General features: G+C 62.4%; 11 protein-coding genes. 7 read left to right on the top strand and 4 right to left on the bottom strand.

The window, feature by feature from the left end:
• The first annotated feature begins 32 nt into the window (after positions 1-32).
• From phaC to BUC24_RS10740, 4 genes are all read left to right on the top strand, one after another.
• Positions 33-1,769, top strand: a complete 1,737-nt coding sequence (phaC, locus tag BUC24_RS10755) for a class I poly(R)-hydroxyalkanoic acid synthase (protein ID WP_073219933.1) — start codon at positions 33-35, stop codon at positions 1,767-1,769.
• Between the two features lie 206 nt (positions 1,770-1,975).
• Positions 1,976-2,539, top strand: a complete 564-nt coding sequence (phaR, locus tag BUC24_RS10750; RefSeq protein WP_073215480.1) for a polyhydroxyalkanoate synthesis repressor PhaR — start codon at positions 1,976-1,978, stop codon at positions 2,537-2,539.
• A 166-nt stretch (positions 2,540-2,705) separates the two neighbouring features.
• A complete protein-coding gene (gene rimO, locus BUC24_RS10745; RefSeq protein ID WP_073215477.1) occupies positions 2,706-4,085 on the top strand; it encodes a 30S ribosomal protein S12 methylthiotransferase RimO in 1,380 nt (459 codons plus the stop codon).
• Positions 4,086-4,109: 24 nt separating this feature from the next.
• The gene (locus BUC24_RS10740; protein ID WP_073215474.1) at positions 4,110-5,270 is read left to right on the top strand and encodes a cystathionine beta-lyase; all 1,161 of its coding nucleotides are present in this window, start codon (positions 4,110-4,112) and stop codon (positions 5,268-5,270) included.
• 132 nt (positions 5,271-5,402) lie between these two features.
• Here the strand turns inward: BUC24_RS10740 and BUC24_RS10735 are convergent, their stop codons facing one another.
• Both BUC24_RS10735 and trxC read right to left on the bottom strand, forming a co-directional pair.
• Positions 5,403-5,765 (bottom strand): DUF4870 family protein, encoded by a 363-nt coding sequence (locus BUC24_RS10735; RefSeq protein WP_073215471.1) that lies wholly within the window; start codon positions 5,763-5,765, stop codon positions 5,403-5,405.
• Between the two features lie 24 nt (positions 5,766-5,789).
• Complete coding sequence (gene trxC / locus BUC24_RS10730; RefSeq protein ID WP_073215468.1) at positions 5,790-6,233, bottom strand: thioredoxin TrxC; 444 nt, start codon at positions 6,231-6,233, stop codon at positions 5,790-5,792.
• Between the two features lie 118 nt (positions 6,234-6,351).
• On the opposite strand from trxC, the gene BUC24_RS10725 reads away from it, so the two are divergent.
• Positions 6,352-7,113 (top strand): DUF72 domain-containing protein, encoded by a 762-nt coding sequence (locus tag BUC24_RS10725; RefSeq protein ID WP_073215465.1) that lies wholly within the window; start codon positions 6,352-6,354, stop codon positions 7,111-7,113.
• On the opposite strand, the gene BUC24_RS10720 is transcribed toward BUC24_RS10725, so the two are convergent.
• Both BUC24_RS10720 and BUC24_RS10715 read right to left on the bottom strand, forming a co-directional pair.
• Positions 7,079-9,277, bottom strand: a complete 2,199-nt coding sequence (locus BUC24_RS10720) for a hybrid sensor histidine kinase/response regulator (protein ID WP_073215462.1) — start codon at positions 9,275-9,277, stop codon at positions 7,079-7,081. The genes BUC24_RS10725 and BUC24_RS10720 overlap by 35 nt on opposite strands.
• Positions 9,278-9,399: 122 nt before the next feature.
• On the bottom strand, positions 9,400-9,771 hold the full coding sequence (locus tag BUC24_RS10715) for a hypothetical protein (protein WP_073215459.1): 372 nt from the start codon (positions 9,769-9,771) through the stop codon (positions 9,400-9,402).
• 173 nt (positions 9,772-9,944) lie between these two features.
• Here BUC24_RS10715 and BUC24_RS10710 point away from each other — a divergent pair, with 173 nt between their 5' ends.
• Both BUC24_RS10710 and BUC24_RS10705 read left to right on the top strand, forming a co-directional pair.
• Positions 9,945-12,080, top strand: a complete 2,136-nt coding sequence (locus tag BUC24_RS10710; RefSeq protein WP_073215456.1) for a serine/threonine-protein kinase — start codon at positions 9,945-9,947, stop codon at positions 12,078-12,080.
• A complete protein-coding gene (locus tag BUC24_RS10705; protein WP_073215453.1) occupies positions 12,077-12,745 on the top strand; it encodes a hypothetical protein in 669 nt (222 codons plus the stop codon). Before BUC24_RS10710 ends, BUC24_RS10705 begins: the two co-directional genes overlap by 4 nt.
• Positions 12,746-12,752 lie beyond the last annotated feature (7 nt).

The raw sequence follows: 12,752 nt of genomic DNA, 5'->3' as shown, positions 1-12,752 counted from the left end.
TTGATACAAAGGTTGAAACAATGGACGCACAGATGAACATGCCCGACCACCAGACCATGGCTTCGGCCTGGATGCACCAGTTCTCCGACCCGGCCGCCTGGCAAGCCTTCTTCAAGGTACCTGCCATGGATGCGGGACCCATGGCCAGCATGCTCAAGGATTCCGGCGCCCACCTCAATCCTGACGCGCTGGAGGCCTTGCGCAACGATTATCTGCAAAAAGCAGGCTTGCTGTGGCAAGATTTTCTGTCCGGTAAAACGCCAGCGCTGAACGACCGCCGCTTTTCCTCGCCCGAATGGCAGAGCCACCCGATGGCGGCCTTCAGTGCAGCATCATACCTCTTAAACGCTGCCTTCCTGACGGCCATGGCCGATGCGGTCGAGGCGCCGCCGCGCGAGCATCAGAAAATCCGCTTCGCGGTTCAGCAGATGGTTGACGCCATGTCGCCGGCCAATTTTTTGGCGACCAATCCAGAAGCCCAGCAAAAATTGATCGAGACCAAGGGCGAAAGCCTGACCAAGGGCCTGGCCAACATGCTGCATGACATGCAGAAGGGCCGCATCTCCCAGTCGGACGAGTCGGCATTTGAAGTGGGCCGCAATGTGGCCACCTCGCCAGGCGACGTGGTGTTCGAAAATGAACTGTTCCAGCTGATCCAGTACAAACCCGTCACTGCCACGGTGCACCAGGTGCCGCTGCTGATGGTGCCGCCTTGCATCAACAAGTTCTACATCCTGGACCTGCAGCCGGAAAATTCGCTGGTGCGCTACGCGGTGGAGCAGGGCAATACCGTGTTCCTGGTGTCCTGGCGCAATCCGGACAAGGCGCTGGCCGGCACCACCTGGGATGATTATGTGGAAACTGGGGCGATCAAGGCGATCGAAGTCACGCGCGCCATCTCCGGGGCCGCGAAGGTCAATGCCTTCGGCTTCTGTGTGGGCGGCACCATTGTCAGCACGGCGCTGGCGGTCCTGGCCGCGCGCGGCGAGCAGCCTGCCGCCAGTCTGACCCTGCTGACCACTTTGCTCGATTTCGAATCGACGGGCGTGCTGGAAGTATTTGTTGATGAAACCCAGGTGGCCCTGCGCGAGCAGACCCTGGGCGGCGGCGGCCTGATGCCGGGGCGCGACCTGGCGACCACGTTCTCGGCCCTGCGCCCGAACGACCTGGTCTGGAATTACGTGCAGTCCAATTACCTGAAAGGCAACGAGCCGCCCGCGTTCGACCTCCTGTACTGGAATGCCGACAGCACCAATTTGCCCGGCCCCATGTTCTGCTGGTATCTGCGCAATACCTATCTGGAAAACAGTCTCAAAGTGCCGGGCAAGCTCACTGTCGCCGGCGCCGCTGTCGATCTGGGCAGCATTGATGCGCCCGTATTCGTGTACGGCTCCAAGGAAGACCACATCGTGCCCTGGAACGCGGCCTACGCCTCGACCGCGCTGCTGAATCCCGCCAAGCCAAAGGCCAACCGCTTCGTACTGGGCGCCTCTGGTCACATTGCCGGCGTGATCAATCCGGCATCGAAAAAGAAGCGTTCTTATTGGACTAACGATGCGCCCAAGGGCAAAACTGCCAAAAAGCCGCTCAGCGCCGACGCCTGGATCAGCGGGGCGACCGAGCATGCCGGCAGCTGGTGGCCGGAATGGGCGGCCTTCCTGGCCGAACATGGCGGCAAAGATGTCAAGGCGCCTGCCAAGCCCGGCAATACCCGTTACAAGGCGGTCGAGCCGGCGCCCGGGCGCTACGTCAAGGTTCGGGCGGACTGAGGACATTGAAAGGCCGATAAGCGTTGTTGCTCAAGCCCACCTATTTAGGTGCGTCGCAATAATTGCTGCACGGGAGGAGACAAAGTGGTATTTTTGCGAATATCCATCCTATAATGCAAAAAGTAGGCTATTCAGGAGCGGACCGAAGTCCGCTTTTTTTTCGAAATCAATATAAAAGCGCTGCGGCGCAATAAGCGGACCTTGAGATGAGTAGTGCAAAAAAGAGTACCGAACGCCTGATTAAGAAATACCCGAACCGTCGCCTGTATGACACCCAGACCAGCTCCTACATCACGCTGACCGATGTCAAGCAGCTGGTGCTCGATGCCGACGAATTTACCGTGGTTGATGCCAAGTCGAATGAAGACCTGACGCGCAGCATCCTGCTGCAAATCATCCTGGAAGAAGAGGCCAATGGCGCACCGATGTTTTCCTCGGGCGTGCTGTCGCAGATCATCCGCTACTATGGCCACGCCATGCAGGGCATGATGGGCTCCTACCTGGAAAAGAACGTCCAGGCGTTCACCGACATCCAGAACAAGTTCACCAGCGGCACCACTGGCGCCTTTGAGGGCAAGCCATTCAGCCCGGAGATGTGGACCCAGTTCATGAACGTCCAGGGCCCAATGATGCAGGGCATGATGAACAATTACATCGACCAGAGCAAAAATCTGTTTGTGCAGATGCAGGAGCAGATGCAGAGCCAGAGTAAATCGATCTTTGGGGCATTCCCGTTTCCGCCCGTCGTGCCGCCTGTAGATAAAAAGTAAAGTTTCATCGCCCTCGCGAAGGGGTTGGTGCATGTACCGGCCCCATGCCACGCCGACAAATCCGGTCACGTGGAATAGGCCCCCGCCTTCGCGAGGGCGACGACCACCAATTGCCAGCGGCAACAAGGTACAATAGCGGATTCCCCTGCTTTATTGTGCCTCCATCATGTCCGAATTGCGCCGTATCCCCCTTCCTGCTGCCGCTCCTAAAGTTGGCTTCGTTTCGCTTGGCTGCCCCAAGGCGCTGGTCGATTCCGAACAGATCCTGACCCAGTTGCGCGCCGAAGGGTACGACACCGCCAAGTCCTACGATGGCGCCGACCTCGTCATCGTCAACACCTGCGGCTTCATCGATGCCGCCGTGCAGGAGTCGCTCGATGCCATTGGCGAAGCGCTGGCCGAAAACGGCCGCGTGATCGTCACGGGCTGCCTGGGCGCCAAGAAAGACGCCGCCGGCGACGACATCATCATGAAGGTGCATCCCAAAGTGCTGGCCGTGACCGGTCCGCATGCGCTGGCCGAAGTGATGGATTCGGTGCACTTGCACTTGCCAAAGCCGCATGAACCCTTCTTTGACCTGGTGCCGTCGCAAGGCATCAAGCTCACCCCCAAGCATTATGCTTACCTGAAGATTTCCGAAGGCTGCAACCACCGTTGCAGCTTCTGCATCATTCCATCGATGCGCGGCGACCTGGTCTCGCGTCCGATCGCCGACCTGATGCTGGAAGCGGAAAACCTGTTCAAGGCCGGCGTCAAGGAATTGCTGGTCATCTCGCAAGACACCAGCGCCTATGGCGTGGACGTCAAGTTCCGCTCCGGCTTCTGGAATGGCCGTCCGGTCAAGACCCACATGACGCAGCTGGTCGAAGCGCTGGGCGAACTGGCCAAGTCGTACGGCGCCTGGGTGCGCCTGCACTATGTGTATCCGTACCCGCATGTGGACCAGATCATCCCGATGATGAGCGGCGGTCATGTGCTGCCTTACCTGGACATCCCTTTGCAGCATGCCCACCCGGATGTGCTCAAGCGCATGAAGCGTCCTGCCAGCGGCGAAAAGAATCTGGACCGCATCCAGGCCTGGCGCGCCATGAATCCGGATCTGACGATTCGTTCGACCTTTATTGCCGGCTTCCCGGGCGAGACCGAAGCCGAGTTCGAGTACCTGCTTGAATTCCTGAAGGAAGCGCAGATCGACCGCCTTGGCTGCTTCGCCTATTCCCCGGTAGAAGGCGCCACTGCCAACGAGCTGGCCAATCCGGTGCCGGAAGCCCTGCGGGAAGAACGCCGCGCGCGCGTGATGCTTTTGCAGGAAGAAATTTCCGCCAAGCGTCTGCAAGCCAAGGTCGGCAAGACCATTCGCGTGCTGATCGATGAAGTCGGCGCCAAGGAGGCAATCGGCCGTTCCTCCGCCGATGCGCCGGAAATCGATGGCGTTGTGCACATCAAGCGTTCCCTGGTGCCCGGCAAGAAATTGACGGTGGGCGAATTCGCCGACGTGACTGTCACGGCAGCTGACGCACACGATTTGTGGGCCTCTGTCGTCTAAGACAGAAATTGGTATAGTTGGCGAATGAAAAAGTCGCCACAAACCGCGCTGATCCACAGCGATTACAAGCCGCCGGAAGGCTTCGCCGCCTTCCCGCCGGCCATCCATCACGCATCGACCGTCCTGTTTTCCAGCGTCAGCGCCATGCGCGCCGGGCTCTGGAAAACCAAGCACGGCTACACTTACGGCCTGCACGGCACGCCCACCACCTTCACGCTCGAAGCCAAGCTGGCCGCCATTGATGGCGGCCGTTTCTGCCTGCTGGCACCCAGCGGGCTGGCCGCCATTGCCATGGTCAACCTGGGTTTGCTCAAGGCAGGCGACGATGTGCTCTTGCCTGACAACGTGTATGCACCGAACCGCGAAATGGCACGCTGGCTCAGCGCCGATTTTGGCATCAGCGCGCGCTATTACGATCCCATGATCGGGGCCGGCATTGCCGAGCTGATTGCACCCAATACCAAGCTGCTGTGGACCGAGGCGCCCGGGTCGGTGTCGATGGAGGTGCCTGATTTGCCGGCCTTGTGCAAGGCGGCACGCGCGCGCGGCGTGCTGGTCGCGCTGGACAATACCTGGTCCGCTGGCCTGGCCTTGAACGGCTTTGAGCATGGCGTCGATATCGTCATGCAGGCGCTGACCAAATACCAGTCGGGCGGATCGGACGTGCTGATGGGGGCGGTGATCACGCGCGAACGTGCTTTGAATGACCGGATCGCCCTGGCGCACATGCGCCTGGGGCTGGGCGTGAGCGCCGACGATGCTTACCTGGTGATGCGCGGCCTGTCGCACATGCAGCTGCGCTTTGATGCGCACGATGCCAGTGCGCGCGCCATTGCGGCCTGGCTCAAGGGCCGCCCTGAAATTGCGCGCGTACTGCATCCGGCGTTTGAGGATTGTCCCGGCCACGCGCACTGGCAGCGCGATTTCCGCGGCGCCGGCGGCTTGTTTTCGGTCGTCTTTGACGCTCGCTATACGGAAGCGCAAACCGACCGCTTTGTCGACGCGCTGACCTTGTTCGGGATTGGCTACAGCTGGGGCGGGGCCCACAGTCTGGCGGTACCGTACCGCATGCAGGCCATGCGGCCAGGGTGGGAAAGCACGGGCACGCTGGTGCGCCTGTATATCGGTCTGGAAGAGACGCCGGACCTGATTGCCGATCTGACGCGGGCGTTCGCCACGCTGTAGCCGCCTGTTCTTCCTGAAAGAGCATTAACATCGCCCTCGCGCAGGCGGGGGCCTATACCACGCCAACTAATCCGGATAAATGGTATAGGCCCCCGCCTTCGCGAGGGCGATGTTGGTCAACTTCGTGGTGGCTTATTCCGGCGCGGCGCGGTTGTTGTTCAGGTCAATGAAGCCGCGGATCAGCCGATAGGCTTTCCACAGCCATGCCAGGCCCCAGATGCCAAACGCGATGGGAATGCCGATTAGGGTGGCAAACAGCACGCCGCCGATGATCATCCAGGCTGCATACCACCAGAATGAGCGGATCATCCAGCCATGGTGGCTGTAGGCGATCGTGCCTTCGGCGTCGGGGCGCTTGGCGTAGTTGATGATCAGGGGGACGATCGACAGCAGTCCCAGCGAGAAGAAGAAGGTGACGGCGTGGGCCGCATACAAAATGCGCGCCATGTTGATGGCGTCTTCGGCCTTGCGTTCAATGGTCAGTGGCTGGTTCATGAGGTTTCCTTGTTTGACTGCGGATTAAGCTTTGCCAAGCTGGGCCTGCACCCAGGCGATGATGCCGGCGCTGTCCATGGCGCCCGGCTGGCGTGCCACTTCGCGCCCATTGCGGAACAGGGCAAGGGTCGGGATGCTGCGGATGTTGTAGCGTGCCGCCAGGTCTTGCGCGCTTTCGGTGTCGACCTTGAGCAGGCGCAGTGCCGGTTCGAGCCGCTGGGCGGCCTGGTGGTAGGCCGGCGCCATCATTTTGCAGGGACCGCACCAGGGCGCCCAGAAATCGACCAGGACCGGGATGTCGTTGCGTTCGATGTGGCGCGCAAAGCGCGCACTAGTCACGTCCAGCGGCTTGGCCAGAAACAGCTCGCGGCTGCATTTGCCGCAGACCGGCTGGTCGTTCAGGCGCTCCGGTGCAACCCGATTGACGGCGTCGCAGTGGGGGCAGACGATGTGCTGGGCTTCACTCATGGGTGTCTCCGCGTTGAATGATGGGATGGCGTGATGTTGTCGGCATGCCCATATTGTAAGACCTGAAGCGGGTCTACGGTGTTCCGCTAGTGCGCGCGGGACTGCTAGACTGGGCGCCATGTCAGAACAGTCTCCACAATCGGGCCGAATTCGCATCGGATGCGCCGGCTGGACCATTCCGCGCGCAGCAAGCGCCGCGTTTCCGCTCGAGGGCAGCCACCTCGAGCGCTACGCGGCCGTATTCAACGCCGTTGAAATCAACTCGTCGTTTTACCGGCCACACCGCGCTGCCACCTATGCGCGGTGGGCCGACAGCGTGCCGGATGCCTTCCGTTTTTCCGTCAAGCTGCCGCGCACCATCACCCATGACGCGCGTCTGCAGTCGATCGCCGCGCCGCTGGCCCAGTTTGCCGCCGAGGCAGGCACACTGGGCGCGAAGCTCGGTTGCGTGCTGGTACAACTACCGCCCAAACTGGGGTTCGACGCCGCTGTGGCAGCCGATTTCTTTGCGCGCTTGCAGGACCATGTTGGCTGCATGGTGGCGTGTGAGGCACGCCACCCGGACTGGTTCGGTGCCGAGGCCACCGCCTTGTTGACGGCGCGGGGCGTCACGCGCGTGATTGCCGATCCGCCCAAGGGGCAGCCGGGCGCGCATGAGCCCACCAGCGCCGCCCTGTACGCGCGTTTGCACGGTTCGCCGCGCATCTATTATTCCTCGTACGATCCGGACTATCTGGCCCGGCTCGGGCATGACGCGCGCACCCATGCAGCGCAGGGGCGCGACGTGTGGCTCATGTTTGATAACACCGCGTCCGGCGCGTCGGTGCCCAACGCGCTGGCCGTGCTCACGCCAGCGCGGTCTGCAGATCCTCAAGCCTGATCGGCTTGGTGAAGTGGTGCTTGAAGCCGGCGTCGCGCGCGCGCTGGCGGTCGGCTTCGCTGCCGTAGCCGGTCAATGCAATCAGTTCGATGTGCGCCGTTGCCGGGTCGGCCTTGAGGGCGCGCGCCACGGTGTAGCCGTCCATCCCGGGCAAGCCAATGTCGATGAAGGCCAGCACCGGCTGCGCACTCGGGGCCAGCGCAATGGCGGCCTGGCCGCTGCTGGCTGCATGTACTTCGCAACCGTGCAGGTCGAGCAGCATGGTCATCATCTCGCGTGCATCGTCGTTGTCTTCCACCAGCATGACGCGGCGCCGCGGCGGCGCTGCCGGCGCGCTTGCCGGGGGCGTGGCTGGCACGGCCCCTGCCTCGGCCAGGGGCAGGCGTACCGTCACACAGGTGCCCAGTCCGGCGCCGGCGCTGTCGATGCTGACGCTGCCGTCATGCAGTTCGACCATGCGCCGCACCAGGGCCAGACCGATCCCCAGGCCGCCGCTGGTGCGTGCCAGCGATTGCGCACCCTGCACGAACATGTCGAATACCTGCGGCAGCAGGGCCGCAGGAATGCCTTGTCCCTGATCGCGCACGGTCAGCACGGCGCTGCCGTCGATGGCGTGCACCGCGACCGCGATGCGTCCGCCGCCCGGGCTGTATTTCAGGGCATTGTCGAGAATATTGTCCACCACTTGCAGCAGGCGCGCCGGATCGGCGAGCACCAGCGCGCGCTCGCCCTCGAAGTGCAAGCTGAAGCCGGTGGTGCGGGCGCTCGCGTGCAAGGCATCGATGCCGCGCCGGGCAATGTCGGCCAGGTCCACGGTTTCTGTCTGCAGGGTGACTTTGCCCATCAAGGCCCGATTCACTTCCAGCAGATCGTCGACCATTTTGCGCAGGTGTTCAGTCTGGCGCCGCAATACTTCGCGCGCGCGCGTGCTCGCCTCGGGCGCCATCTGGGCACCACGATCGAGGATGTCCACGGCGCCGGCGACCGCGCTCAGCGGATTGCGCAGCTCGTGTCCGAGCATGGCCAGAAACTCGTCCTTGGCCGTGTTTTGCTGTTCGGCGCGGGCCCGTGCCTGCTGCTCGAGCACCAGCAGCTCATTGCGTTCGTTCTCGGCCGCCGCGCGCGAAGCCATTTCGGTGTGCAGGCGTTGCCCGGCATCGCGCAGCGCATCGTTCAGTGATTCCAGTTCGTAGATCGCGGAGCGCCGCAGGTGCCTGACGCTGGTGCCCCGTCCCAGCGCGGCGGCAGCCTCGGAAGCCTGCGCCACAAAACGCACCACGTGGCGGCCGGCAAACACCGCCAATGTCAGCGCGGCCAGCAGGGCGATGAACAGCCCGGCGGAGATAAAGGAAATGCCTTGCACCACGGCGCCGTTGATTTCGGCCACCGGGGCGCCAACGATGATGGACCAGCCGGCCCGCTCGGAACGGGTGTAGGCGTCGTACACTTCGGTTTCGTCGCCGGAAGCATGGCGGAACACCCCCGACGTGGCGCTATTGATCACTTGCAGTGTGTGCGGGCGCACGCGTTTTCCGATGAAGTCGCCCTCGCGGGCGCTGCGGGCAATGATGATGCCATTGCGGTCGAGCACGGCCACGCGCCAGCTGGCTGGCAAACGGCGGCGTGAGAAAGCCTGGGCAAAGAATTCGGGCGAAAACGCCTGGGCAATCACGTAGCGGCGCCCGTCCGGCATGCGGATCGGTTCTTCCACCATCACGAAATTGCCTTTTAAGACGATTCCCCAGCGCATGTCCGATACCTGGCCGCGGCCACTGGCGAGCATGCTGCTCACCGCCTCCGGATCTGGGCGGGCGGGTAATTGCTCACCGAAGGGACGGCGCGTATTGACGAGTTGCTGGCCGTGCTCGTCGTACAGAATGATCCAGGCCCCGGGGCCAGCGCTGGCCAACTTGGCTTCATCGTAGAAGGCAGGCAGGTCGCCTCTGGCCAACGTCTGCGAGAGCGCCAGCACCTTGATGACCGATTGTGCGCGGAAAATATCAGCGTCGATCACTTGGGCAATCAGGCCGGCGCTTTCCTCAATGCGCCCGATCGCCGAGTCGTGCTGGGCTTGCTGGAGCATGCGCAGCGCGATGCCGCAAAACACGGCGATCGGCAGCACGATCGAAAAGGCAAGCAGGAGGTAATGGGAGCGCAGTCTCATGGGCCGGGCAGGGACGTACGCATGTTGATTTTTGGAATCGTTTGTGGATGCAGGATTCTACATGAGGAAAAGGGCGATTTTGTTGCCAAAATCGCCCTTTTTTTAACGCTATGCGGGTGTATTTACCGGCGCCGTCCGTGGCCGCGGTAGTGACCGCGGCCATAGCCCCAGCGGTTGCCGAATACAAAGCCGAGGCTGAGCGACACAGGCGGCCAGTAATACTCCGGCTCGCTGTAGTACACGGGGGGCGGTACATACACGGGCGCTGGCGCATAGATGGGCGCGCGAGCAACAGGCACACTGGAGTATTCGACCGGCGTGCCATCCTTGGATTCGGCAGCAACCCTGGCGCCGGTACCGGTCGGCACCGGCGTGACAGACACCACGCGCCACTGGCCCGGATCGGCCGGCTGCGCATAGCGCTGCTGCACCGGTGGGCCAACCGCGCAGCCACCCAGGGCAGAGACGACAGCAATGACGAGCAGCGATTTCATGGGAGGATCCTTTCCATTTCTGATGATTTCATCATAGAGAAGTTTAGTCCTTTCAGGGGCGGAATTACAGGCTGTTACACAGAGCGGGAAACTCGAAACTTTTCCCCGTAAAAAGGCGGAAAAAATGTACACTATAGAAATATTTTCTAGCAGTATGACAACGGAGTGCGAATTTGCAGCTGGAACAAGATTTAGGTCACTACAAGCTGCTGCGCGTACTGGGTGAGGGCGGCTTCGGCGAAGTGGTCGAAGCCTGGGATACCCGGCTGCAGCGCAGTGTCGCGATCAAGCGGCTCAAGCCGCATCTGCTCACGGCACGGCCAGATGACTTACTGGAAGAAGCACGGTTGGCGGCCTCGCTGCGCCACCCTGCCTTCGTGCGCATTTTTTCGATCGACGGCGACCGTTCGCAGCTGTCGATCATCATGGAATACGTGGCTGGCCACACGCTGCGCGAACTGGGCGCGCGCGGTCCGCTGCCGCTGCCGCAAGTGCTGTCGATCGTCGGCCAGGTGGCCGATGCGATGGCCCAGGCCCACGCAGCCAACTTGATTCACGGCGACCTGAAGCCGTCCAACCTGATGCTCGACGCCGAAGGCGCGGTGCGCATTCTCGACTTCGGCCTGGCGCGCCGCATTGACCCGGACGCCACCGAAGTGGCGCCGCTCGAGCAGTCGCCCGGCACCGTCGCGTATCTGGCGCCGGAACTGATGCTGGGCACCGCTCCTGGCGCGGCCAGCGACATCTACGCGCTGGGCGTGGTCATGTTCGAAATGCTGACCGGTGCCCGCCCGTTTGCCCATTTAAGCGGCTTGTCGCTGGCTGCGGCCCACATCCAGTCGTCGTCGGCGACATGGGAATTTCCGCCCGAGACCAGTGCCCCGGTGGCAGCCCTGGTGCGGGCCATGACGGCGCGCGACCTGACGCAGCGCCTGCCTTCGATGGAAGCCGTGGGTGCGCGTCTGGCGACCTTGGGTGCGCCTGCCGTGGTGCTGCCGGCGGCGCCCGCGTCCGCCCCGCCTGCGCGTTGGCGCAACAAGCTGTTCATGGGTGGCGCCGGGGCGGCCCTGGTGCTGGGTGCGGCGCTGCTGCTGGCGCCGTCTGGCTGGTACAAGCAGCACACGCCATTTTTCTCGGAAGCGGTGGCCATGCGTGAGGGGATGTATGCCCTCAAGACCTTCGACCGCGATGAAAGTCTTGAAATTGCCATCGAACGTTTCAACGCCATCCTCGAGCGCAAGCCCGACCATGCGGGCGCCGCGGCTGGCCTGGCCATCGCGTACAACATGCGCCACGTGGGCGACAGCCGCGATGAGACCTGGCTGCAGCGGGCCGACGCCAGCGCCCAGCTGGCATTGCGCCTGAACGACCAGCTGGCCATGGCTTACACGGCGCAGGCTGCCGTGCGCCTGGGCCAGGGCAAAAAAGAAGATGCCTTGCGCCTGATCGAGCATTCGCTGCGTCTTGATCCGCTCGATGTCTTTGCGCTCACCATCAAGGCCGATATCCTGATTCGCATGGCGCGCTTTGGCGATGCCCAGACTCACCTCGACAGCGCGCTGGCCGTGTACCCGAACGAGCGCAAGCTGCTCGACGTGCTGGGCTTGCTGCGTTTCGAGCAGGGCGATTACAAGGGGGCCGAAGCGGCGTTCCGGCGCAGTATCGCGGCCGAACCGGATTCGGTGATGGCGTATGCAAATCTGAGCTATGCCTTGCTGCGCCAGGACCGGGGCGACGAGTCGCTGCAGGTGCTGCAACAAGGCTTGCAGGTACGTCCGAACGGCAGTCTGTACACCAATCTGGGTAACGCGCTGTTCAACCGGGGCGACTATGTGGGCGCGGCGCAGGCCTTTGAAAACGCCGTCTCCTCGGCGCGCGGCAACAGCAACACCTATGTGCGCTGGGCCAATCTGGCCGATACCCTGCGCTGGATTCCAGGACGCGAACAAGCGTCGCGCGAAGCGTATCGCCAGGCGCTGGCCTTGCTCAAGCCCTTGCTCGAACGTTCACCCAAGGATGCGACCATGATGTCGCGCATGGGCTTGTATTCAGCAAGGCTGGGCGAAAGGGAGCAAGCTGCGGCGCTGACGCGGCGCGCCCTGGTTGCCGACCCCGACAGCGCCGATGTGCGCTACCGCGCCGCCATGGCCTATGAATTGTCGGGCCAGCGCGAGGCGGCCCTGGAACAATTGTTGCTTGCTCGTCAGCGTGGTTATCCGCTCAATTTGATTAATGCCGAGCCCGACCTGATTGCGCTTCGGCGCGATTCCCGTTTTCACCAGTCCACCATTTTGGAAAGCGCCAAATGATAGAAAAAAAACCCACCACCATGCTGATTGAAGCCAACTTCGATATTGACCAGGTTGGCCAGTCGCTCGAGTGGCGTTTCAGCCGCAAGGATGGCCATGGCAATCCGCTCAAGGGCCGCTACGCCGGCGGGATTTACTTTACCGTGGGCGAACTGACCCGTGTGCGCGTGCGCGCCGGCAGCTACAGTCAGTTCAATGGCTTCAAGGTGCTGGACTGCACCCTGATCACCATGCCGCAAGTGACGCAGATTGGCGCTGGTGTTCGCACCGAGTTCGCGCCGGTGTCGCCGTTTGTCACGACCACAAAAATTGCGATTCCAGGCGCCAGTGTGTCCTTGCCGGGCAGCCAGTTCGTGCCGTCGGCAGTCCATCCGGACGATCCCGAATACAACGAATTTGCCTTGGAATGGAATAGCGAACTGACCGTGGGCAAGGCCACCGGACGCTGGGAAATCGCCTTCGTCCTGACGGTGGAAATTCAGCGCGCCGACGGCACCACGGAGCAGCGCGCCTTCTCCTTCGATCCGGAAGGTGAAGTCGGCAGCGGTGTGAGCCCGCCAAAAATCCAGGCGCGCGACGCGTTCCCTGGCATGACGGCGATGTCGACCCTGATGCCAGAAGGCGAAGTGGGCAGCGGTGTCAGCCCGCCGAAAAAGAACCAGTAAGCGTTGT

The sequence above is a fragment of the Massilia sp. CF038 genome, assembly GCF_900129765.1.
In the GTDB taxonomy this organism is placed as follows: Bacteria; Pseudomonadota; Gammaproteobacteria; order Burkholderiales; family Burkholderiaceae_D; genus Telluria_A.
This window is presented reverse-complemented; position numbering and strand designations above follow the sequence as displayed.